Source organism: Paracrocinitomix mangrovi, from assembly GCF_019740355.2.
Classification (GTDB): Bacteria; Bacteroidota; Bacteroidia; order Flavobacteriales_D; family Crocinitomicaceae; genus Paracrocinitomix; species Paracrocinitomix mangrovi.
In genome coordinates this window covers 1,320,915-1,344,658 of sequence record NZ_CP091819.1, presented here as the reverse complement: position 1 = coordinate 1,344,658, position 23,744 = coordinate 1,320,915, and the positions used below count along the sequence as shown (strand labels likewise).

Annotated in this window: 17 protein-coding genes; 8 read left to right on the top strand and 9 right to left on the bottom strand. The window is 35.0% G+C overall.

Features of this window, described 5'->3' with window-relative positions; translation table 11 throughout:
• Positions 1 to 198: 198 nt before the first annotated feature.
• Together K6119_RS06005 and K6119_RS06000 are read right to left on the bottom strand one after the other, a co-directional pair.
• Positions 199 to 1,557 carry a dihydrolipoamide acetyltransferase family protein gene (locus K6119_RS06005; RefSeq protein WP_221836638.1) on the bottom strand — a complete coding sequence of 453 codons (1,359 nt, stop codon included), beginning with the start codon at positions 1,555 to 1,557 and terminating at the stop codon, positions 199 to 201.
• 92 nt (positions 1,558 to 1,649) lie between these two features.
• Complete coding sequence (locus K6119_RS06000; RefSeq protein ID WP_237828111.1) at positions 1,650 to 3,305, bottom strand: ABC transporter permease; 1,656 nt, start codon at positions 3,303 to 3,305, stop codon at positions 1,650 to 1,652.
• 41 nt (positions 3,306 to 3,346) lie between these two features.
• On the opposite strand from K6119_RS06000, the gene K6119_RS05995 reads away from it, so the two are divergent.
• A complete protein-coding gene (locus K6119_RS05995; protein WP_237828110.1) occupies positions 3,347 to 4,618 on the top strand; it encodes an exo-beta-N-acetylmuramidase NamZ family protein in 1,272 nt (423 codons plus the stop codon).
• Here the strand turns inward: K6119_RS05995 and K6119_RS05990 are convergent, their stop codons facing one another.
• Positions 4,619 to 5,899: a 1-acyl-sn-glycerol-3-phosphate acyltransferase gene (locus K6119_RS05990; protein WP_336246116.1), complete on the bottom strand. Its 1,281-nt coding sequence runs from the start codon at positions 5,897 to 5,899 to the stop codon at positions 4,619 to 4,621.
• Between the two features lie 206 nt (positions 5,900 to 6,105).
• Between K6119_RS05990 and K6119_RS05985 the strand changes: the two genes are divergently transcribed.
• The 6 genes from K6119_RS05985 (at position 6,106) to K6119_RS05960 (ending at position 15,896) form a co-directional block, all read left to right on the top strand.
• Positions 6,106 to 7,680 carry a sensor histidine kinase gene (locus tag K6119_RS05985; RefSeq protein ID WP_221836630.1) on the top strand — a complete coding sequence of 525 codons (1,575 nt, stop codon included), beginning with the start codon at positions 6,106 to 6,108 and terminating at the stop codon, positions 7,678 to 7,680.
• Complete coding sequence (locus K6119_RS05980) at positions 7,673 to 8,359, top strand: response regulator transcription factor (RefSeq protein WP_221836627.1); 687 nt, start codon at positions 7,673 to 7,675, stop codon at positions 8,357 to 8,359. Before K6119_RS05985 ends, K6119_RS05980 begins: the two co-directional genes overlap by 8 nt.
• Before the next feature lie 36 nt (positions 8,360 to 8,395).
• Positions 8,396 to 10,081, top strand: a complete 1,686-nt coding sequence (menD, locus tag K6119_RS05975) for a 2-succinyl-5-enolpyruvyl-6-hydroxy-3-cyclohexene-1-carboxylic-acid synthase (RefSeq protein WP_221836624.1) — start codon at positions 8,396 to 8,398, stop codon at positions 10,079 to 10,081.
• Positions 10,082 to 10,154: 73 nt separating this feature from the next.
• The gene (locus K6119_RS05970) at positions 10,155 to 12,728 is read left to right on the top strand and encodes a lectin-like domain-containing protein (protein ID WP_221836621.1); all 2,574 of its coding nucleotides are present in this window, start codon (positions 10,155 to 10,157) and stop codon (positions 12,726 to 12,728) included.
• A 2-nt stretch (positions 12,729 to 12,730) separates the two neighbouring features.
• Complete coding sequence (locus tag K6119_RS05965; RefSeq protein WP_221836608.1) at positions 12,731 to 13,648, top strand: PorP/SprF family type IX secretion system membrane protein; 918 nt, start codon at positions 12,731 to 12,733, stop codon at positions 13,646 to 13,648.
• Between the two features lie 58 nt (positions 13,649 to 13,706).
• Positions 13,707 to 15,896 carry a WD40/YVTN/BNR-like repeat-containing protein gene (locus tag K6119_RS05960; RefSeq protein ID WP_221836605.1) on the top strand — a complete coding sequence of 730 codons (2,190 nt, stop codon included), beginning with the start codon at positions 13,707 to 13,709 and terminating at the stop codon, positions 15,894 to 15,896.
• 11 nt (positions 15,897 to 15,907) lie between these two features.
• Here K6119_RS05960 and K6119_RS05955 read toward each other — a convergent pair whose 3' ends face one another.
• Together K6119_RS05955 and K6119_RS05950 are read right to left on the bottom strand one after the other, a co-directional pair.
• A complete protein-coding gene (locus tag K6119_RS05955; protein ID WP_221836602.1) occupies positions 15,908 to 18,808 on the bottom strand; it encodes a PKD domain-containing protein in 2,901 nt (966 codons plus the stop codon).
• Between the two features lie 10 nt (positions 18,809 to 18,818).
• Positions 18,819 to 19,340, bottom strand: coding sequence for a hypothetical protein (locus tag K6119_RS05950; protein ID WP_221836600.1), 522 nt, complete (start codon positions 19,338 to 19,340; stop codon positions 18,819 to 18,821).
• A gap of 282 nt (positions 19,341 to 19,622) precedes the next feature.
• On the opposite strand from K6119_RS05950, the gene K6119_RS05945 reads away from it, so the two are divergent.
• Positions 19,623 to 20,201 carry a DUF7935 family protein gene (locus K6119_RS05945; RefSeq protein WP_221836598.1) on the top strand — a complete coding sequence of 193 codons (579 nt, stop codon included), beginning with the start codon at positions 19,623 to 19,625 and terminating at the stop codon, positions 20,199 to 20,201.
• On the opposite strand, the gene K6119_RS05940 is transcribed toward K6119_RS05945, so the two are convergent.
• From K6119_RS05940 to hemH, 4 genes are all read right to left on the bottom strand, one after another.
• Positions 20,202 to 20,477, bottom strand: a complete 276-nt coding sequence (locus K6119_RS05940; protein WP_221836596.1) for a hypothetical protein — start codon at positions 20,475 to 20,477, stop codon at positions 20,202 to 20,204.
• A gap of 21 nt (positions 20,478 to 20,498) precedes the next feature.
• Positions 20,499 to 21,212 carry a YebC/PmpR family DNA-binding transcriptional regulator gene (locus K6119_RS05935; RefSeq protein ID WP_221836594.1) on the bottom strand — a complete coding sequence of 238 codons (714 nt, stop codon included), beginning with the start codon at positions 21,210 to 21,212 and terminating at the stop codon, positions 20,499 to 20,501.
• A gap of 310 nt (positions 21,213 to 21,522) precedes the next feature.
• The gene (locus K6119_RS05930; protein WP_221836592.1) at positions 21,523 to 22,149 is read right to left on the bottom strand and encodes a hypothetical protein; all 627 of its coding nucleotides are present in this window, start codon (positions 22,147 to 22,149) and stop codon (positions 21,523 to 21,525) included.
• A gap of 558 nt (positions 22,150 to 22,707) precedes the next feature.
• Positions 22,708 to 23,730 carry a ferrochelatase gene (gene hemH, locus K6119_RS05925; protein ID WP_221836589.1) on the bottom strand — a complete coding sequence of 341 codons (1,023 nt, stop codon included), beginning with the start codon at positions 23,728 to 23,730 and terminating at the stop codon, positions 22,708 to 22,710.
• Between the last annotated feature and the right edge of the window lie 14 nt (positions 23,731 to 23,744).

Sequence of the window (23,744 nt, the reverse complement as noted above, 5' to 3'; positions counted from 1 at the left end):
TTCAATAAACGGTGCTTCCTCCAGCTCTGATCGTAACTTACTTCTATCGACCTGTCCAAATAAACACATCCCACTACACAAAATCGATATGAGAAATATAGGTTTTATCAAAGCTCCCATTAATCTTAACTACCAAAGAAAAAAAGAAATCCCCTACTCATAACAAGCAGGGGATTCAACTTTTTTACTTACAAATGTTTATAACTCTCGGTTGGGATCAAATTGTTCCAAATAATCCGCCACTCTTCGAACAAATTGTCCACCTAAAGCACCGTCTACTACACGGTGGTCATAAGAGTGAGATAAGAACATTTTATGTCTGATTCCAATGAAGTCTCCATCCTTGGTTTCAATAACAGCAGGCACTTTTCTTATAGCACCAACAGCAAGTATTGCAACTTGAGGTTGGTTAATAATAGGTGTTCCCATTACATTACCAAAAGTACCTACGTTAGTAACAGTGTATGTACCTCCTTGGATATCATCAGAAGTCAATTTATTGTTTCTAGCTCTATCAGCTAAATCATTTACAGATTTTGTCAAACCAATTAAATTTAATTGGTCAGCATCTTTAATTACAGGTACAATCAAGTTTCCAGATGGAAGAGCAGTAGCCATTCCTATATTGATGTGTTTTCTTTTGATAATGTTATTTCCACTAACAGAGATATTAACACCAGGGAAATCTTTAATTGCTTTTGTAATTGCTTCAATGAAAATAGGGGTGAAAGTCATTTTCTCTCCTTCTTTTTCAAAGAATTTATTTTTGATCTTGTTTCTCCAGTTCACAATATTGGTTACATCTGCCTCAACATATGAAGTAACGTGAGGAGAAGTATGTTTAGACATTACCATGTGATCAGAGATCAACTTTCTCATTCTGTCCATTTCAACAATTTCATCACCAGGATAAACCGGTACCTCAGGAGCATGAATTGTTGTCTTGGCAGGAGCAGAAGTAGTAGCGGTTTTTTGAGCAGGAGCGGAAGTAGCTACTTCTTTTACCGGAGCAACTGAAGTTTGACCTCCTCCATTTTCAATAAAAGCTAAAATGTCTTTTTTAGTAACCCTATTGTTTTCACCTGAACCTTTAATACTTTCTAATTGCTCAAATGAAATTCCTTCAGTTTTTGCAATACTGCGAACCAAAGGAGAATAGAATCTACCAGAATCTCCAGATTTAGGAAGGTCTGAAGCTGTGCCATTTACAGGAGCAGATACTGCTTCTAAAACAGCCTCTTCAACAGCTGCTTCTTCTTTAACTTCTTGAGCAACTGGTTCTGAACCACTATCAGGTGTTGAAGCAGGTGCTTCACCATCTGTAGAAATAATAGCAATTACTTCACCTACTTGTACCACGTCATTAACGTCATACAGTTTTTTAACCAGTACCCCTTCAGCTTCAGAAGGCAATTCGTTATCTACTTTGTCAGTAGCTACTTCAACTAGTGGCTCATCCATTTCAACGGTATCACCAACTTCTTTTAACCAGTTTGTAATTGTAGCTTCTGTAACACTTTCCCCCATTTTTGGGAGTCTTATCTCGATTTCTGCCATGAGAACGTTTAAATTTTGAGTCACAAATTTAATTAGAAAAAAACTATGAATCCAGCTTTAAACGAATTTATTCCAAGAAGTTTCAGATTGACTTAATCAAACTTAATTGCTTTGATTGGGTCAATTCTAGTTATTAAAAAGCTAGGGAGAATTAAAGTGATTCTTACAACAACAATTGTCAAAAGATTAACCAATAAGATATGAAAGATGTTCAAGTTAACCGGAACTGTGTCTAAATAATATACTTCAGGATTCAAAGTGAATACACCTGTATAATACTGTATAACGATAAGTCCTATGCCTAGTAGGTTACCCCAAAATAGTCCACGGCTAAGCAAGAAAATAGAGTTCATCAAAAATATCTGTCTAATAGTTTTGTTGGATGCTCCAATTGCCTTAAGAATCCCTATCATATTTGTTTTTTCAAGAATCATAACCAATAATGACGTAATCATATTGATTAGTGAAACCACCAGAATTAAGACAATAATGATAATGATGTTGATGTCAAGAAAATCTAACCAGGAAAATATTACCGGCTGCAATTCAGTGATTTTTTTAGTACGCAAATAACCGGGGATATTAAGGTAAATGATTTCATCCATTTTGTCCAAATCTTCCCAGTTTTCTAAAATAATCTCAAAACCTCCTGCATATTGGTTATATGTGCCTTTCCCATTTTGAATCTCAATTTTGCCAAAAGGCATTTTGATTTCATTTTCTGAAATAAAATCTATCTGTTCTGCAAGTGTGCTTTGATCACATTTACATGGATTGGTGACTGTGATTTTGGCAATCGCAGTGTCCGGGATTGAATGTATGTCTGTTTTTAATCCATAAATTTCTCTTTCAAAATCTGTGCTTATAACTTCAATATTTTCTTCTGTTCTACCATTTAAAAGGATAAAATCTTGATCCGAATATATTTCTGATCCATTCCAGCGATACTTATATTCTCCACTTCCTCCGGTTGTAATACTTTTCAGAACAAATTTGTCATTAATACAAGTATCTTTTCTAACCGTCAAAAAAGTTTGTACTCCCCAATTATTTAATTTCTGTATGTGTTGAATTTGAGTAAAGATGAATTCCTTGTCAAATTCTTCAAAACCTGTGTCATAAATTCCGCAGATTTTGAATTTCCGTTTTTTTGGACCATTGTTCATGATGAAAAAGGATTCAATTTCATCTCCGGTTTTATAGCCCATTTTATCGGCAATGTATTTGGAAATCAATACCTCAGTATTGAGTGAGTCAAATTTGATTAATCGACCCTCTACTATTTTATCACTGAAAAAGTTCCAATCGTAATCCTGATCAACACCTTTGAATAAAACACCCATTATCTCCTGATTGCCATCAATTAAAGAGTCTTTTCCGGCAATTTGAAAAACCACAGAATCTCTTTTAGATTGTAAAATGGCTGGTTTATAGGCGAAAATTTGAATTTGTTTTACGTTTTCTTCATTTTCTTCTAACTCGGGATAAAAATCTTGATCGATCAATATTGGGCTAGATTCCATTGAAGAGTTGTCGTAAAGATTGGTTACCTGAATGTGTGAACCAAATCCAATCACTTTATTTCTGATACTTTCCTGAAATCCGGTAACTATAGATACAGAAATTATCATGATAGCAACACCTAAAATAATGCTTGTCAATGAGATAAATACGATAGGTTTAGACAGTCTGTTTTGACTGTGATTCCCTTGCATTATGCGACGTGCTATAAAGAATACGGTTTTCAAATTTGAAATGCCTATTTTTACACAAATGTAAGATTTAAATTATGAGGATTTGGTTTTTAGCTATAATGTGTCCGTTACTAATAAGTTGCAACGAAAGTTCTGAACATGATGAAACTACAGAAGCATCAGGAACTTCAGAGCATGCTCAAGATTCAACTAAGAAAACTGAAAATTTATACTGTAATGATTTGGTTGAAGTTGGCGCAGAAATATTTAATCAGTACTTATTTGAATTAGAAAATAAGCGTGTTGCTGTTGTAGGAAATCAAACATCAATGGTTGGTAATACTCACCTGGTGGATACTTTATTATCTAAAGGGGTAAATATTGTAAAAGTTTTTTCTCCTGAACACGGTTTTAGAGGAGATGCTGATGCTGGAGAAAAAGTGGACAATAGCAAAGATCCAAAAACCGGTTTACCGATAATTTCACTTTATGGGAAGAATAAAAAACCAACTGATGAGCAATTGTCAGATGTAGATATCATTGTCTTTGATATTCAAGATGTGGGCGCAAGGTTTTACACTTACATTTCTACCTTAACTTATGTTATGGAGGCAGCTGCCGAAAATGATTTAAAAGTTGTTATTCTTGATCGTCCTAATCCGAATGGGTTTTATGTTGATGGCCCGTTGCTAAAAAATGGATATGACTCATTTGTAGGAATGCATCATATTCCTATTGTGCATGGGATGACAATTGGAGAGTATGCTTTAATGATCAACGATTCAAATTTAGTGACAAACAATAAAGGTATAGGGGCAATGTTAAACGTTGTTCAATGTAAAGGTTGGGATCATAGACAGTATTATGAACTTCCTATAGCTCCATCACCAAATTTGCCTGATATGAAATCAGTTTACTGGTATCCTTCTCTTTGTTTATTTGAAGGAACTGTTGTAAGTATTGGTAGAGGAACAGATATTCCTTTTCAATGTGTTGGTCATCCTGAAATGACAAATAAGGAAGCTGATTTTAATTTTACTCCGGCTCCAAATCAAGGGGCAAAGAATCCAAAATTAAATGGAGAAGAGTGTTTTGGGTATGACCTTTCTACTTGGGAGATTGAAGAAATTAGAGGACAAAAGAGATTGAACCTGAGTTATTTGTTGAACTTCTATTCAGCACTTGACAAAGGGAGTGAATTTTTTGTTTCAAATGGATTTTTTAACCTTTTAGCCGGGAGTAGTGAATTGCGTAAAGGTATTGAAGCGGGTATGTCTGAAGAAGAAATTAGAGAAAGATGGCAAAGCGATATCAACACGTTCAAAAAAGTAAGAGAAAAGTACTTGCTTTATACAGATTTTGAATAATTAAATATTCATTGCTGCCATTTGTGCTAGTAGAGATTTTCTTTCTTTAACTAATGTACTTAAGGTGGTATCAGATTGTTTTCCAAACTCCAAGGTTTGTTTAAACATTTGGATCCAGTAGTGCCAAAAGATGAATGTTACTGCCGGAATGGTCCAAAAATAAATCCAACTGATTATAAAGCCTATCCAAAAGTCTGATATACCTAAAGCAGGATAAAGAAAAGCATCAAACAACCAAAAAATTGGTAATGTATATATTAACCAAAAAAGCCCACCTAAAACGGCCTTTACACCACTCCAAAAAACGGGTCTTTTAAACATTTTTTCTACCAGCTTTTTAACTGCGAAATAAGGAATTGCACTGTGAATTGCTCCCAAAATAAAAATAGGGAAAGTCAATAATAGAAAAAGCCAATTTTTAAAAAGTGACTTTTTATTATTGTTCTTCTGAAATTGATAAACAAATGATTCGTCAACCTTGTTTTCTTCAAGTTTTTTAAAGTAGTTATCGGTACTTGATTTTAATTCCTCCCATTGAGTTTCCTCACCTTGATATTCATTATTAATTCTTTGTCCCAATTTTTGAGAATATTCAAACTTTTCAATAACCGGAATTTTAGGGTCATAATGTTTGTCATTCATCCCTTTTCTGCTCAGAATTAATAAGTGCTCAAAAAAGTCCAGTTTCTTTTTGTCAGCAAGAAACACTGTATTTTTTTCTAACTCATTCTGCATGGTTCGGATAATATGAGTCATAACCTTATTAGGGTTTTCATCATACATTGGCTTTAAATCCTTAAGCAAAATAGGGTCTCCAAATTTCACAACAACATCTGCTCTAAAAGTACCTGGGTTAGCATAGTTAATACCTACTGCCCTTATTTTTAGATCAATCTCCCAATTGGTACTCTCCATGGTGTTGATTGCTATTCTTGCCGGTCCTTTTCTTAGCGGTTTTAAGCTCCTCATGAAAGTGTCATAAGTTAAACCTTCACCAAACATGATTAAGTTTTTACGTTGCTTAAGGACCTTTTGAACTTCTACAAAAATCTCTTGATTTTTATCATAAGTGCCACCACCATCTTGCTCTGCTCTATAAATTGGTACCATTTGACTGGACCATGTAATTGGCTTCAACCAGGGTTTAAACACGTCACTTCTTGTCATAAAAAACATAGAAGGACGATTTAAGCTTGCAACAAAAAGGGGGTCTAAAAAAGAACTGGGATGATTGGATACAAAAATGGTCTGTTCTTTTAATTTTTTTGGAGCATTAACCATTTTTTTACGTCTAAAAAATACTGTATAAACGTAAGGCAAAAATATTTTTAGAAATCCATATAAAGGCCGCATATCTAGGCCGCAAAATTAATTATTTTCTGTTAAAAAGTGTTAAGCTCATTACTAATTATACAGGCTTGCGTTATTTTTGATAGTTAAAGCCCAAACTTTTGAGCAAAAACAGATTTAAAATATTAATTGGATCCATGTCAGTAGCCTTAGTTGGTTTACTGTTGTTGCAATTCTTTTGGATTAGAAATGTTCACTATTTGGCAGAAGAACAGTTTCAGGAAGATGTAAACCAGTGTTTGGAAAAAACTTCTTCTGATTTGGAACATGCTGAAACGGTTAATTTGATGGAACCGGACTTGTATAAAAGAGGCTTGCAAGGGTCTTATACAGATTTTGTGAGATCTGAGTTTGGTGAAGTAATGTCAGCTCAAGAAGCTATTCAGGTTAGAGATACTATCATTGTTAAGGATGGTGAACCAATGAGATTCCTGGTTGTAATGGGAACCACTATTGATACTGCTACCGGTTTGCGTGCTGAGCATAGGGTGATCACCAAGAATTATGGTGAAATTGCCCCAACAGATATTGAAAATTCAGTTTTAGGTATTTCTGATACTAATTCCTTTGCAATTCAGTTAAATCGTTCATTTGAGCGTCAAATAATGAATAAAGCTGATTATCTCAATAAGCTGATGGTAAACATTTTTACCAATAATATTTTTGATGACATTGCTTTAAGAGTTGATCCCAGATATTTAGACTCAGTATTAGCGAAAAATTTATCAGTTAAAAAAATTGATACCTTATTTACATTTAATGTAGTAGACAGAAACTATGAAAGTGTTGAATTCTTTATTAAAAGTCCTCATTTAGATCCTGATCTTACCAGTAGCCAGTACAATACTTTACTTTTTCCGAGTGATATTGTTTCAGGTGATTATCAACTACTCATTTCATTTCCAAAAGAAAGGTTATATGTATGGAAAAATATGGCCGGTACACTGGTTGGTTCTTTACTATTGGTATTGATAGTCGTTTTTGCATTTTATTTTGCTGTTTCAACTATCTACAAACAAAAACAATTGTCTGAAATTAAAAATGACTTTATCAGCAACATGACACATGAGTTGAAAACTCCGATATCAACTATTTCACTGGCTTGTGAAGCTGCTAAAGATCCGGATGTTGGTGCTGATCAAGAAACTATTCAAAGCTTTATCGGAATGATAGATCAAGAGAATAAACGCTTGGGTAAATTGGTTGAAAATGTGTTGCAAACGGCTTTGATTGATAAAGGGAAATTAAAACTGAATCTTGAATCTAATAGGTTGGATTTATTAGTAAAAGAGGTAGTTAACAATTTTCAGATAAGATTTAAAGATAGAGGAGGGAGAATTGAAATTGATCAATTGGATGAGGTAGAGTGGTTGTCAGACAAAATCCATTTTAGCAATGTGATTTATAATTTGCTTGACAACTCATTAAAATATTGTGATGGATCACCATTGGTAAAAATATCTTTAAAAGCCGTAGACGAAAAAGTTGAAATTATCGTTGAGGATAATGGAATTGGAATTAAAAAAGAGGACCAAAAAAGAATATTTGAAAAACTATACCGTGTTCCAACCGGAGATGTACATAACGTTAAAGGGTTTGGATTAGGTTTAAGTTATGTTCATGCCATTGTGGATTTACATCATGGGGTAATTGATTTGGAGAGTGAAGAAGGTGTAGGATCAACATTTAAAATCACTTTAAAAAATGACTGATAAAGTAAAAGTATTGTTAGCAGAGGATGATGCCAATTTAGGCAACTTATTATCAAACTATTTAAAAGCAAAACAGTTTGACGTTACACTTTGCGTTGATGGTGACATTGCCATAAAGAGATACAAAGAACAAATGTTTGATTTTATCATTTTGGATGTCATGATGCCTGTTAAGGATGGATATGCTGTAGCCAAAGAAATTAGAGAGACTGATAAAGAGATTCCAATTTTATTCTTAACAGCCAAATCCATGAAAGAAGACAAATTACATGGATTTGATGTTGGTGCAGACGATTACCTGACCAAGCCTTTTGCAATGGAAGAATTATTGGCAAGAATGAACGCCATTTTAAAGAGATCTTATAAAGAAGGTAAAAAGCAAACCAACTTCAACGTTGGGGATATTAGTTATGATTATCTGCAACAATTAATTGAAATTGGAGGGAACGAAAAAAAGTTGACAACCAAAGAAAATGAACTTTTCTATCTACTTGTTAAAAATGGTGAAGAAGTATTGGACAGAAATGAAGCATTGAATCATGTATGGGGAGATGACAATTATTTCAATGGAAGAAGCATGGATGTTTACATAACTAAATTGAGAAAATATCTCTCAGATTCTGATAAAGTAGAGATTATGAATGTTCACGGAAAAGGATTCAGATTACTGGTTAAATAATTCCATAATTATATCTTTAAGTGCTAGATTTGTGTCATGCAAACTACCGCGCTAAAGCATGTTGCTTACCTGGCAGATTTATGTGCAAAACATGAAGTTTTGGATATCGTCTTGTCTCCAGGGTCTAGAAATGCTCCGATCATTATTGCTTTTGAGGCACATCCGCAAATCAATACTTATTTAATTCATGATGAAAGAGTTGCGGCATTTTTTGCCTTAGGGTTAGCCGAATCAAAAAAACGACCGGTAGCTATTGCTTGCACAAGTGGTTCTGCGCCTTTAAATTATGCTCCTGCCATTTCAGAGGCTTATTACAGAAGCATTCCTTTATTGGTGTTGACAGCAGATCGTCCTGCACATTTGATTGATCAAGGGGATGGTCAAACTATCAGACAGTATAATGTTTTCGCTAATTATATAAAGCAATCTTTTCAGTTTCCAGAAATTAAAATTGGAGATTCTATCGATCTGGCTAAAATTGAAGCAAAAAAAGTTTTGGAAGCATTGATAAATAAACCTTTAGGTCCAATTCATTTAAATCTTCCTTTTGATGAGCCATTGTATAAAATGGAAGATTTTCTTCCTGAGGAGTTGATTAAATTAGAACTAAATCAGGATACTGAATTAACAACAGTTGAGAAAGATCAAATCAAAGAGATCTGGGAAAAGTCTGAAAAGAAAATGATATTGGTTGGTCAACATCAACCGGATAAAGAGTTAGAAGATTTACTAGGATTGTTAGCAAATGATCCTTCAGTTGCAGTGTTAGTAGAAAACACATCTAATGTCAAAAACTTTGCGCATATCGTTCATTGTATCGACAGAACGCTTGCAACAATAACAGAAGAGGAAATTGAAAAATATTCACCAGATCTTTTAATTAGTTTAGGTGGTGCAATAATTTCCAAACGAATCAAAGCATTCCTTAGAAAAAACAAGCCTCATTCTAATATTAAGGTTGGTCGCTTTTTGATTGAAGAAGATACTTATCAAAGTCTGACCCACACTATTAAAATTGACGAAAAGTTATTTTTGAACTATTTATTAGGTTTAGAGAATGTTCCAACTTCCAATTTTGGAGGAAAATGGAAGCAAAAAGATTTTTTATCCAGAGAAATTCACGACCAATTCATCAGTTCAGTTTCTTATAGTGATTTAGCAGTTTTTGATTTTTTACTAGATGCAATTCCGGATGATGCTCATCTCCACATGGCTAATAGTTCAGTGGTAAGGTATTGTCAGTTATTTGATCCGGTAAAAGGAACTCATTATTTTTCAAACAGAGGGGTAAGCGGAATTGATGGCTCAAGTAGTACGGCTGCCGGACATGCCGTAGCCAAAAATAATTTGCAAGTTTTAATTTCTGGAGACATCAGCTTTTTCTACGATTCTAATGCATTTTGGAACAAATATGTAGGTAGTAATTTAAAGGTTATTGTAATCAGCAATGGAGGAGGAGAGATCTTTAATATCATTCCGGGACCATCTTCAACTACAAGTCATCAAACATTTTTTGCTCCAACAACGGCAAATGTTGAAGGAATTTGTAATGCCTATGATCTCAATTTTATTCAAGCCAATAATCTGGATGAATTAGCTTCAAAATTGCCGGCCTTTTTTACGAATTTTTCAGATAGACCCACTGTATTGGAAATCAGGACTAACAATAGTGAAAATGCAGCTGTTTTGGCCGATTACTTTAAGGTGTTGGGGCATAGCTAAATAATCACAACCAACTTTTTTACATAAATTGCGTTAATTTGTTTATTAAAGAACACCTCAAGCACCTTTGATCATGAAAAAAATATTACTACTCCCATGCTTAACTTTGGCGCTAAGTGGATTTGCTCAAATGACAACCGCAGGTTCTGCCGTTCAACTTGGTGGATGCAGTTGTTATCAGCTTAATCCCAATCAAGCCAATGTTAGAGGAGCAATTTGGAGTCCAAGTACAGTGAGTTTATTGTCTGATTTTGATATGACCTTTCAGGTTTATGTCGGAGCAGAAGATGTCTGGGGAGCAGATGGAATGACCTTTGTGCTTCAAGAAAATCCAAATGGACTTGGAGATTTTGGACATTCAATTGGATATGAAAGTTTTGGAGGAAATCCTAATCCTATAAGTGCACAATCTATTGCGATTGAGTTGGATACCTGGAATTCTTCTCCAACAGTTGCTACAGATATTCCTGATGATCACATTGGTATTAGTTCAAATGGTGTGCTAGAGCATGATTTAGTTGGACCAACAGTATTTCCGGGAAACCAAAATATTGAAGATGGTGCCTACCATACTTTTAGAGTTCAATGGTTATCAGGATTTCAAATACTTAATGTTTATTGGGATGGTAATGCTATTCCTTTGATAACATTGAATAATGATTTGGTGACTAATATTTTTGGTGGAACTTCAGATTTATATTGGGGATTTACATCATCAACTGGTGGAGTTTTTAATGAACATAGAGTTTGTGTAACAAGTACGGCTTCATTCTCAGTAGATCAATCTTCAGTTTGTCCTGGAACTTCTATTCAGTTTACTGATGCATCATCATCAAATACTGGTATCATTAATAGTTGGTCATGGGATTTTGGAGATGGAAACTCAAGTGCTGTTCAAAATCCTTCACATTCTTATAATGCACCTGGAAATTACAATGCTGTATTAACTATGACTGATGGTTTTGGCTGTCAGTATACAGATAACGTGAGTATCACCATTTTGGATAGTATTACAATGAATATGACCGCTACAGACGTTACTTGTTTTGGAGATGTAGATGGTGCAGTAACTTCCAATCCAACAAATGGAACAGGACCTTATAGTTATTTGTGGAATGATACGGGAACACAAAACACACAATCAGCTTCAAATTTACCTCCCGGATGGTATACAGTTGAGGTCACAGATAATTTAGGTTGTGTTGGTTATGACTCTGTTGAGGTACAAGAACCTCTTGAAATGATATTAACAATGGATTCTACTAATGCGCATTGTCCAGGTAATTCAGATGGAACAGTTACTGCAACGCCTACAAATGGAACGTCACCTTATAATTACTTGTGGGATGATACCGGAGCTCAAACTACTCAAACTGCAACTGGGCTTCCACTTGGAACTTACAATGTTTTAGTCACTGATGACAATGGTTGTACCGCCACCGGCTCAATTGATGTTGGAGAAGATCCAGCAATCACATTGATCATGGATTCAACAAATTCAAGTTGTAATGGAGGTGCTGATGGAACCGCAACTGCTACTCCTGTAAATGGAAATTCACCTTTTAATTATACATGGAATGATTCAGGAACTCAATCAACACAAACTGCTACAGGATTAGTAGCCGGTATGTACACAGTTGTGGTTGCTGATGTTTACGGATGTACTGCAGAAGATTCAATTGAAGTAGTTGAGCAGGCTGGTTTAACTGTTGAAATGGACTCTGTTATGACAACGTGTTACGGAGGTTCAGATGGAGCTGCAAGTGTAAATGTAGTTAGTGGTACAGGTCCTTATACGTATTTATGGAATGATGGAGCTACTTCAACTACAGATTCTATTTCCGGATTAACGGCAGGAATTTATACTGTAGTTGTAACAGATGGAAATGGATGTTCAGTAACAGATTCAGCAAGTGTTGATCAACCAGCGGCAATAATCGCTACTGCCTCTGGTACTGATGTAGCTTGTTACGGTGGTAACACAGGAGAAGTAACAGTAACGGTTTCTAATGGAGTTGCTCCATTGTCTTATCAATGGAATGATGCTTCAAATCAAACAACACAAACTGCAACAGGATTAGCTATGGGAACTTATACAGTTATAGTTACAGATAATAATGGTTGTACCGCAAATTCATCAGTTACAATTTCTGAAAACGCTGAAATAACGGCAACATCAACTTCTACTGATGATTCTGGAGCAGGGGATGGAAGCATTGATCTTACGGTATCAGGAGGAATTACACCTTATACATATGTATGGTCTAACGGAGCTACCACTGAAGATTTATCAAGTGTGGTCACTGGAGAGTATGACGTGATTATCACAGATGCTGTGGGTTGCCAGTTCACTTTGACTGATTCAGTGGGATTAATTCTTGAATTGGAATTGCCTTCTGCTATGTCTCCTAATGCTGATGGTTACAATGATTATTTTCATGTTAAAGGAATTGAAGGATTTCCTCAAAACAAGCTTGTAGTAACCAACAGATGGGGTAATATAGTTTACCAAACTGAGAATTATACTAACGATTGGTACGGTTTAAACATGAATGGTGAAGAATTGCCAGAAGGTGTTTATTTCGTTACCCTTGAGATTGATGGAGGGGAACAACATTCAACTTATCTTGAACTAAGAAGAAATTAATCATGAAAAAGATTTTAACTATCATATTAAGTGTTGTGTCTGTTGTTGCTTCTGCTCAACAAGAATACACCTATACGTTTTTTGGAGACAATAAAGCGTTCTTTAACCCAGCTGCTGCCGGAACCAATGATTATGCAGCTTTAACCGGTACATTTAGAAAACAATGGGTAAGATTTGAAGGATCTCCGACTAGTGGAGGATTGACCTTTGATATGCCTATCGCTAAGCAAAGTATGGGTGTTGGTGGAGTAGTTTATCAAGATCATATTGGGGTGACAAATCAAACCAATATTGCAGGTATGTACAGCTATCACCTTAAAATAACCAAGGAACATAAAATTGCATTTGGTATCAGTGCAGGATTAGATATTGTTAATACAAAATTTGATCGTTTGACATACTGGGATGTCAGTGACCAGGTTCTGACTGAAGATTATGTAAATGTAGTTGTCCCACATATTGGATTTGGAGCTTATTACTTCTTTGATGAATTCTATGCTGGAATATCTGTGCCAAGAATTGTAAGTGTGAATAGTGATCAATTTAATTCGATCAATTTTTCAGACGCTCCTTCATTGGTAACACATTATTATCTAACAGCAGGTTATCATTTCAGATTTAAAAATGATTACAGCTTGAAACCAAGTATTCTATTAAAGTATACTAATAACGTAGTTCCTCAAGGTGATTTATCCCTTGCAATGTATTATAAAGACATGATTGGAATTGGTTTGGGTTATAAGAGTTTAGGATTCTTATCTACCTTTATTCAGTACAATCTTAAGGATGCAGTTTTATTTGGATATGGTTTTGATTTTTCTATGAATCCATTACAACAGTATTCAAATGGAAGTCATGAAATTTTAATTCAATATAGATTCGGTAATAAAAAATCAACAGGAGGAGGAAGAATCCAGTAATTTGATTTTGAATATTTGAATTGGCATAAAGTGTGTAATTTTAGTAAAAATTGCACACATGCTAAAGTCATTCCCCTTCGTATTTATTTTTTGGATTAATTGCTCAATTGCTCAGGATTACAATTTTCAAAATCCATGGCAAAATCTAGGTCCTGAACAAAAACCACTAGAAGACAGAAAACAAACCGCCACTGGGATTGGTCCGGTAGAGTTTATACGTGTGCATCCTAAAAAGGAAGGCTTGCTAATGGCGGGTTCATTAAATGGCGGATTGTTTTATTCTAATGATGGAGGCGAACAATGGTATAATGCCGGTACTGATGAGTGGAAGTACTCTGGGAGCTCATGGGCTGAATTTCATCCTCAAAATGAAAATATTTGGATTGCCGGGAGTTGTTATAATAATGCAAATGGACAGCCGGGAAATATCGGTCATTACGGCGGAATTTACCGCACCATGAATGGGGGAGTAAGCTGGGAACTAGTAGCAGATAAATCCAAGTTCATTAATTCTGAATACTTAACAATCTATGGTTTCAAGTTTAATCCTGAAAAAGTAGATCAACTTTTTGTGTACACTTCGGAGGGTTTTTTTACAACCAAAGACATTACCCAGGCTGAACCTGTTTGGGAGCGAGTAACGGATTTAGGAGGCTGGATATATGATCTTCAATTTCAAGGAGATTTTATGTATGTAACACAAATGCAGTTTGGTAAATGGAACCTGATTCAAATGCCATTAAATAATCCAATGAATTACAAAAGAATTGGTTTTGTAAGCAATATTTCAGATATAATCACCAGCATGACAATTAGACCTGTGGAAGATGATCTTTTGGTTTTAGTTAATTATGATAGGAAATCAGATGAGTTGATCTTATATGATATCCAAAATGACAAAGATTCTTTGCTCATGAAAAATCAAAGGGTGGTATTTGGTACAGGAAGAACATTTGAAGTGTCACCTCACAATCAAAATGAAGTTATGATAGGCGTTTCTACTACTGTAAAAATGTGGAACCTTAAAGAAAAGTCTGAAATAAGAATAAAAGGTGGTTATCATGTGGATATTGAAGGAGTGGCATATGATCCTTTTGATTCATTGAAAATTTATATTGCGACGCATGGTGGAGTGTATACCACGCCAGATCATGGAGAAACCTGGTTGAGTACAAGTAAAGGTTTAGGTATTGCTGAAGTTGAAGGTTTAGCTGTGTCTCAAATGAATACAGAACAAATGGTGATTGGATGTTTTCATGATGGAAGTATGCTGAGGTCAGATTTTAATAAAGACGGAATTTATGAATGGAAAACTATCAATGGAGGAGACGGATTGTTACCATTGCAACCCAAAGACAATCCTTCAATCGTATATTCTTCGAATCAGTATTTGGGTGGAGGACTTTTTGTTTCTATTGATTCAGGAAAAACAAGTACTAATATGCATTCATTAAAAAGGATAAAAACTTCTGGATGGCAAATGTCGGCAGTTATTCATCCTGTAGAGCAAAATCTAGTTTTTTTTAATTATCTCAATCAAGTTGAACCGGGAAAAGGCAATATTGAATTGTGCCGAACAGATAAGCCAACTGCCAGTGGTGATGTAGACAGATTGACAGATTTTGAAACAACACATGATATAAAAAGCTATTCAATTTTAGGTGTATATAATTCTGAAACCTATGTAGATAAGTTGGTAATATATGTCGTAGAAAATTTCAAAGATGCTAACGGTGATATTATCAATATTCACCGTGTTTTTATTAATGATGATGTTACTTTAGATGCAGAGGTGGTAAAAAATAATTGGGTCGAGTTAGATATACCACGTTCAGATTGGTTGGCAGATATTCAGATAGATCCAAATAAGGAAAATGTACTTTATCTTTCATATGCTTCCGGAAAATATGGGGCTGAGTTCAGTGATGAAGACAATGGTATGATCTACGCCTTAAAATACAACAAGAAAATTGAGAAATTGAGAAGAGCAAAAGATATCTCTTTAAATATCCCATATGGACTTACAGGAAGAAAGAACATTGCTTTTGATCAAAAAGGAGGGATGTTTTTTGGAACCCGCAATGGTATTTTTTATGGTGATGCTAAAACACTCAAGGGAAGAAATGATTGGCAAAAAATAGGATTCGGAACACCGCATTGCAAAGTAAACGGCATTTACTTTGATCCAAAAAAAAACTCCCTTACGATAGGTTACTATGGTAGGGGAGTTTGGAGATATTATTTTTAATTCTATCTGCGCTAAGGAGTACCGAGTATGGTTATGGTTCCTTGGCCAAAGAATTCAGTTCCGTTATCGGCTACACCTTCATAAGTGTAAAAGTATACACCATCATGACATTGACTTCCGTTTTTGTCTTTACCATCCCAGTAATCGTCAATTCCGGTAAATTCTTTAACGGTAGTACCCCATCTGTTTACAATCACACAACTAAACGTTGATACAGCTTGATGAGGGAACATGAAAACATCATTGTCTCCATCACCATTTGGTGTAAACACGTTAGTTGGTGTAAACCCAAGTGGATCATAGATGATGATATCTTCGCAAAGTGTATCTGAACATCCATTTTTATTCAATGCAACTAAGCAAACTGTATAAGTTCCACCAACAGTATAAGTAGTGTCAAATGTTTCGTTAACATCATGAGAAACAACCCATCCCGGAGGATCGTTTGGATAATTAAAATGCCAATAGAATGTCGTATCCGCATTTGGATTATTAGGATTGGCAAAGAACTGTGAGTTGTTTTCAAAATGTACTGAAACAGGTGCAGTTCCTTCATAGTTAGCTGTAAATTCTCCTGAAGTCATTGTAAAGTCTGCAATAGGACTTACTTCATCTACAGTGATTATTTCTTGTAATACACAGCCATTATTATCCACTACTGTAATTTGGTATTGACCAGGGTTTAGTGCTCCCCAAGTTGTATAACTTGTTGCACTTGAGTCTTGCATGTTAAACCATACATAATCGTAATCTGGAGTACCACCTGAAGCCGAAGCCCAAACAACACCATTTCCAATTTGGTAATCAAATACTCTACAATAAGCAGGATCAGATCCTAATTCACTAAATACTAATGGTGGTGGTTGGTTTATTGTAAAATCAATTTGATTTGAACATCCATTTCCATCATTGATAGTTAAACTGTAAGTTCCGGCAGGTAAGTTAGATACAGTATCTGCACCTATTCCGTTAGGATTACCCACTGCAGGTGACCAGAAAAATGCCAATTGGTTGTAGCTTCCTTGCCATCCGTAAACAGTATCAACTATTGCAATTCCTGTATTGTCTCCATTACATGGAACATCAGTTGTAATTAAGTTAGGTAGTAATTCATCAGGATTGTTTAGTAAAACAGAGTCTTCTGCAGTACATCCAAATCCTAAGTCAACGAATATATAATACCATCCACCATTTAATTGATTAGCGGCATTAGATCCACCAACGTTAATAATGTTTCCGGCAGCATTTGAAATTTCAAATGTTTCATTACCAGTATTGTTAACAAGATTCACTGTGATTGAACCATCAGAGAATTGATAACAAGTTGGATCGTTGAAGATGTAAGTAATTGGATTATCTACAACATTAATTGTTACTGTATAAGAACTAGATGTTCCGCAAATTGCATCATAAGCAGTGATAGTAACATCATAAGAACCTGTTGAAGCGTAGTTATGAGTAATAGAATCAGTATTTGTATACGTATTTCCATCTCCCATATCCCAGTCATAACTTAAACCAGGTGTTCCTGTATTCCAAGCACTGATAGCAGTTACACCACATTCATAAGAGTAATCAAAATCAGCATTAGGTACAATTGCGTTACCTACTGTTATGTCTATATAAGCAGTGTCATAATTGATACATCCAGCTCCTGGTAAAAATGAAATTAATTCTACAGTATATGTCCCTGGATTTGTAAATGTATGTGAAGGATCAGTTGTAGTACTTGTATTTCCATCTCCAAAATCCCATTCATAACTCACCCCAACACTGTTGTTAGTGAATTGAACATCAAAAGGAGGGCAACCTGAAGTACTAGGGAATACAGTGAAATCTGCAACAGCTCCACCACCAGCAACTGAAATATCAACATCATCAGTTCCTGAACAACCTGTATTGCTATCTGTAATAGTTACCGAATAAGTAATGTTGTCTGTTGGACATGCATTTGGTTGCTGAATATTTGGATCATCAAGATCTGTTGTAGGTGTCCAGCTATAAGTATAATTAGGGAACTGATAGTTATTAGGGTTCGTTAAAATTGCATTTAAGTCTGTACATTCACCACAGTTCAATGATGTGTTGGCTGCTAAAGCATTTACTACGAAAGGTTCCATAGTAATGTCAATAGTTGTTGTACAAGAATCATTGGTTCCGTTTGTGTACAATACCTCAAATGTGCTTGAAGTCATAATGATTTCATTGATATCTGATGTATCCGGTTCTCCTGGAATATGAGACCAATTATAATAGTACCCACAATCTGAAGGAGTGATTACAACATTATCAATTCCCCAGTGGTCATACTGCTCATCTGTAGGGTCAATTTGTTTCCATTGGAACATTGTGTTAGCAGTCCATGCAGCAGCTGGAATATCAAAACAATAGTTATCCCAATCATACCAAGGAAGCGTATTTGCACTATTGGCATCAAAATAAAAGATATCTACCCAAGTGGCTCCGTTGTTAATTGAATATTGGAAATATACTCCTTCAGCAGGTAAATCCGGATCCTCACAATCCACACATCCACCGCATGGATCATCTCCAGCGAAGTCCAGGTCAAAACAAACCTGTCCACCACAAGAAACATCAAAACCATTTGTTGTTAATGTTCTTGGGAAAGGAACGTTTCCAAACCATGCACTTGGTGTCCCATCCAAAGATGGCCCACAAGGGTTATTATAAACTAAGGTTGCAGATGAAGACCATCCAACCCCTAATTGGTTACCATTAAAATCTGTTTGTAGAGCAGGTGCAGAAGCAAGTCCTAATGCTACTAAATTAACAGAGTCACCACAAACAGCCGTTGTAGCTGAAGGTGTAATAGTTACTGTACATTGAGCTTTAGCCAAATTCGCTGAAATCAATGTAATAACTGCTAGAGATAATGCTTTTAATAATTTCATTGATTTTGGATTATTTAGAAACCTTAGTTTCCATGTTAGTAAATTCGAATTTAGTTAACTCAGTTTTTGTCATTCCTGGTACTAATCTTGCCCAATGATGAAATACATACAAAGCTCTATCACCAGAATTTTGCTGACTTCCTTCTATTGATTCACCAGGCTTTAAAGTAAGCTCATGGTAATATTCAGGATTGTCAAGTTTATGACAGTTTTTGCATTGCTCATCCATCCAAATTTCTAAGTTCCAGCTTAACACTTGAATTTTATCAGTTGTGTTAGTGAACTTGAAAAAGATTACACATTGCCTGTCTAAACGACCAATTGTACAATCTTCAAATTTGTACTCGATTTTAATACCGTTAAAAACTGTGTGCTCAGTCCATGTATCAACTCTGTCAATTTTACTTGCAGCAATTGCTTTGGCTACATTAACTTTCGCTTCAGTTCCATCTGCATTAGTATTTCCAAATGCAACGAATGCACCTAAGAAAATTGGAAGTACTAAAGCCTTTAAATAATTAGTTAATCTCATTTTAAACAATATTTAATTTCTTTACGAACAATTACTAAACGGCATTGCTGTAAAAAAAGACGCATGGTCATTAATTTTTTTTGTGATTGCCAGCAAAAATAAGCTTTTGAGACGAATTATTCACATTTTGTTAAAACCAATTTATAACAAAATATATTTAAATAAAAGTCGTAAAGTACTGATATGCAGGAATATGAAAGGTTTTACCAATATCTTGTTACTTTTTTAACCTAACTGTATTTATTAGTTGAAATAATTAATTTTGCACTAAAAGCGATAAAAATGTCAAAACCAGAAATGTTAGTTCAATTAGCCATTTATGTAATTCCTGCACTTATTTTATTTGGAGCGGTGTACTTTTTTACCAATAAATGGTATGAAATTCAACAGGATAAGTTAAAATTAGAATCCAATAAGCTTCAGCAATCATTGGGTGAAAAGCCTGTTGTTCAAGTAGAAGACATGCGTAGACATTTTTTACCAATGCAGGTGGATGCATATCAAAGATTAGTATTGTTTTTAGAACGCATAGCTCCAAATAATTTAATCATGAGGTTAAACAATCCAGGATTGCCGGCAGGAGCATTTCAGGCTAAATTATTAGAAACAATCAGACAAGAATATGAGCACAATTTGGCACAACAAATCTTTGTCTCTATGGATGCCTGGGAAATTACTAGAAATAGTAAAGAAGAGGTTTTAAAGATCATTAATATGGCTGCTACAAAAATGCAACCTACATCAATGGCAACTGATTTAAGTCGTGCGATTTTTGAAATTACTGCTCAACTTGAATTTCAGCCAACTGATAAAGCAATCAAAATGCTTAAAAGTGAGTTGAATTCTAAAGTATTGGGCTAATCACTTATTATAAGCCCTTGCTAATCTGAGGAACATACCTATTAATCCAACCAAACTGGCTAAAATAGCTGCGTAGTATAACCAGTTCATTTTCATGATGCTTCTGAAAAATACTGCTGCGGCTAACATGGAGATTCCACAGATTAAAAAAACCAGCCAAATAGTTTCTTGGAAATCTAATTTGCGTTTACGGTAAGATAGATACACAATAACAAAGTTCATCACAGCCATAATAAGGATACCATAAACGCCGGTATTTATTAGTATCTCTTCCATTTGTCGAGATGTTGTTGGGTGTTATCCCATAGTGTGAAATACTGCCTGAACGTCATCATCATCTTCTAATCTTTCAATTAGCTTATTGACGTCCTCTTCTTGTTCAGGAGTAAGTTGAGTAGTGTTCAAAGGGATGCGTTCTAAATTAGCTTCTTTAATTTCGTAACCTAATTCTTCCAATCCACCTTGAATACTTCCAAAATCTTCAAATTGACCATAAATGATGATTTCATTTTCTTCTTCATCTTTATCAATTTCTTCAGCTCCAAAATCAATCATGGAAAACTCAAATTCTTCTAGATCAATATCACCTGCTTCAATTTTGAACATGCATTTACGCTCAAATAAAAACTCAACACTTCCAGAAGTTCCCAAGGAACCGTCACATTTGTTAAATGCTGCACGTACATTGGCCACTGTTCTTGTAGGATTATCAGTTAAAGTTTCAACCAGAACAGCAATTCCGTGTTGACCATAACCTTCATATACTCTTTCATCCCAGTTTTCCTGGTTTTTATCTGTTGCTTTTTTGATTGCACGCTCAACATTGTCTTTTGGCATGTTGGCTGCTTTTGCATTTTGAATCAATACACGAAGCGTTGAGTTAGCTTCCGGATCAGGTCCGCCTTCTTTTGCAGCCTTAGTGATCTCTCTTCCTAACTTTGTAAAGGTTTTGGACATCTGTCCCCACCTTTTCATTTTACGTGCTTTTCTAAACTCAAATGCTCTACCCATATAAATAAAATTATAGCCTTAGCTGGTGTATACGCAAATATAATAAATGAGATAATAGACAAAAGACAAAGGACAAAAGATATTAGACTAAAAATGAAGAATACTGTCTTGACTCTTGAATCTTGTTTCTTGATTTTTGGCTCTTGGTTCTTGACTCTTCTTTTGGCGCTTCCTTCCGGCAAAGCCTACAGTCGGTCTGCGGTGTGTCGCTTCCCGAAAATTCGGGAGAGCTCCGCAAACACCTCCGCCCTAAGCGAAAAAGCTTTCATTTTTTGGAAGACAGATCATTGAGAGAGGTGGTTTTATATATCTAATTTGGATAGAATTTAAATCTGCTTCTTACATCTGAATATATAAATTTCAGGTCACCGTGATATTTTTGATTTAAGGTAACTGTTGAGTCTATTTCTACGAATGTATTTTGAAAAAATAGTAATTCCTTATTGTCTATTTTCTCTATTTTTCCATATAAATCGAAATCTCTTCCTCTGTATTCTATGTAATTAAAAACAACTTCAACATTTTTAATCATAAAATTATGGTCTTTTTTACTATCCAAGATCACCTGATCATAGTGGTATCTAAATTGTTTTTCGTTGAATAATAAATACAAGTAGCCATTCTTTAAAGTGTAAACTATGTCTTCATGTAATACTGTGCTCCAAGAATTTTTATCATAGACATTTGTTATTTTTTTTCTGTCTAAACAAATTGTATCATTCACTTTAAAACAAGAGTCGTTTTTTAATGGAAAAAAGGTATCATTTAAATACATCTTGTCTATGCATAAGGTGGAGTCTCTTATATAAAAATATGATTGATTTAAGGTTAGAGTATCAGTACTTAATTCATTATCAATTAATTTATCTTTTTTAGAATCTGAACAAGAGGTTAAGATGATAAAAAGTAAATATGTTAAGCTATTAATGTACTTCATATAAATTCGATAATCTGTTTTAACAAGATACTGCCCCCCTCCGAAGTAGCTATACTGATTCGGGCACTTTGTTTCAATAAACAATCAACACAAACAAAATAGTTCTTAAAAGATTCCAATTATTTAAAACCTATTAAATATCGTTAGATCAACTAAGATAAATAGAAAAAGGATTATCCAGCAAAAGGATTGAGCGGCGTGTTGTACAATTCGTAGCTTTAGCGAAGTATTGTTGGAGCCCTCCCGGCGACTAGCGAAAGCCTGCTTTGCGCAAAGAAGCAATTTGCTGATTTGGGTAAAGGCCTTAAAAAGGGATCAGGGAAGAGGAATAAGGGATAAAGGAATTATGAATGAATGTTTGTTTTATTCCCCCTTTGGAGAGCTTGTCCCGACCATTCGGGAGGGATTAAAGGGGGAGGGAAATAAATTGGACATCTTAGAATTAATGGAGAGTGTAAGATTCAGTAAGATTTCTCGACTTCGCTCGAAATGACTGAATCGACTATGCTCGAATTAACTTAATACAGTGTCTTTATTCCTGATTCTTGTTTCTTGATTCTAGAATTGTTCTCTCACCATTTTCTCCACCGTGTCGATCCACAAAGTAGAATCATTTAGGCTTTCAACTAATTGAATTTTTTCTCCGCCATGCTCTTCAACTATCTCTTGATACTCATCTCCAATTTCAATAGAAGTTTCTAAACAGTCTGCAATAAATGCCGGTGAAAAAGCTAAAAGTCTTTTAGATCCTGCCTTAACTAGATCCTCAATTACTTTGTCTGAGAAAGGTGTAAGCCAAGGCGTTTTGCCTAATCTAGATTGAAAACAGGTAGTATATTGTCCCTCTTTTAAATCCAATTCCTTAACAATTAACCTTGTTGTTTCATAACAGGTGTTACGGTAACAAAGTGGGTGATCTTCGTTGAATTTTTCATGACATGTACAATTAGCGCATTTTAAATCAGGATGCTGCTTTTCTAATTGTCTTTCAGGAATTCCATGATAAGAGAACAAGACATGATCAAAGCTTGAAATGTCATGTTTTTTAGTCCGTTCTATTATGGTTTGAATAAATCCGGGTTCATTATAGAATTGTGGAATTATTTTAATTCCGGGTATCGCTTGCCATTGTTTAATCAATCGCATTGCTTTTTCAACTGCAGATCCTGTTGAGGCACTTGCATAATGTGGAAAAAGTGGAAGAATTATAATCTTTTCATAGTGTTGTTTTTCCATTCTAGCCAATACTTCATCCAATGATGGATTTTGATATCGCATGGCTAATTCAACCGTTACAGGCTCATTTTTGAATTTCTCTTGCAGTTCTTTTTTAAGAATATTACCAAAAGTGAGTAGGGGGGATTCTCCATTCCATAAATCCCATAATTCCTTATATATCTTAGCCGATTTGGGAGCTCTGAAAGGAACAATGATTCCATTTACCAACAAAAATCGCCCAAAGGCACTTATGTCAATAACTCTAGGATCATTGAGGAATTCAGTTAAATATTTACGGACGTCCTTAGTATTAGGGCTGTCTGGTGTCCCTAAGTTAATGAGTAAAACCCCGGTTTTTTTCACTTTAATCTACTGGT

What these genes read in the sequence shown, in the direction of transcription:
- K6119_RS05970 (WP_221836621.1), top strand. Translation starts at nt 10,155, where the DNA reads ATGAAAAAAATATTACTACTCCCATGCTTAACTTTGGCGCTAAGTGGA.
- K6119_RS06005 (WP_221836638.1), bottom strand. Translation starts at nt 1,557, where the DNA reads ATGGCAGAAATCGAGATAAGACTCCCAAAAATGGGGGAAAGTGTTACA.
- menD (WP_221836624.1), top strand. Translation starts at nt 8,396, where the DNA reads ATGCAAACTACCGCGCTAAAGCATGTTGCTTACCTGGCAGATTTATGT.
- K6119_RS05945 (WP_221836598.1), top strand. Translation starts at nt 19,623, where the DNA reads ATGTCAAAACCAGAAATGTTAGTTCAATTAGCCATTTATGTAATTCCT.
- K6119_RS05940 (WP_221836596.1), bottom strand. Translation starts at nt 20,477, where the DNA reads ATGGAAGAGATACTAATAAATACCGGCGTTTATGGTATCCTTATTATG.
- K6119_RS05990 (WP_336246116.1), bottom strand. Translation starts at nt 5,899, where the DNA reads ATGGTTAATGCTCCAAAAAAATTAAAAGAACAGACCATTTTTGTATCC.
- K6119_RS05960 (WP_221836605.1), top strand. Translation starts at nt 13,707, where the DNA reads ATGCTAAAGTCATTCCCCTTCGTATTTATTTTTTGGATTAATTGCTCA.
- K6119_RS05930 (WP_221836592.1), bottom strand. Translation starts at nt 22,149, where the DNA reads ATGAAGTACATTAATAGCTTAACATATTTACTTTTTATCATCTTAACC.
- K6119_RS05955 (WP_221836602.1), bottom strand. Translation starts at nt 18,808, where the DNA reads ATGAAATTATTAAAAGCATTATCTCTAGCAGTTATTACATTGATTTCA.
- K6119_RS05935 (WP_221836594.1), bottom strand. Translation starts at nt 21,212, where the DNA reads ATGGGTAGAGCATTTGAGTTTAGAAAAGCACGTAAAATGAAAAGGTGG.
- K6119_RS05950 (WP_221836600.1), bottom strand. Translation starts at nt 19,340, where the DNA reads ATGAGATTAACTAATTATTTAAAGGCTTTAGTACTTCCAATTTTCTTA.
- K6119_RS05965 (WP_221836608.1), top strand. Translation starts at nt 12,731, where the DNA reads ATGAAAAAGATTTTAACTATCATATTAAGTGTTGTGTCTGTTGTTGCT.
- K6119_RS05995 (WP_237828110.1), top strand. Translation starts at nt 3,347, where the DNA reads ATGAGGATTTGGTTTTTAGCTATAATGTGTCCGTTACTAATAAGTTGC.
- K6119_RS05980 (WP_221836627.1), top strand. Translation starts at nt 7,673, where the DNA reads ATGACTGATAAAGTAAAAGTATTGTTAGCAGAGGATGATGCCAATTTA.
- K6119_RS05985 (WP_221836630.1), top strand. Translation starts at nt 6,106, where the DNA reads ATGTCAGTAGCCTTAGTTGGTTTACTGTTGTTGCAATTCTTTTGGATT.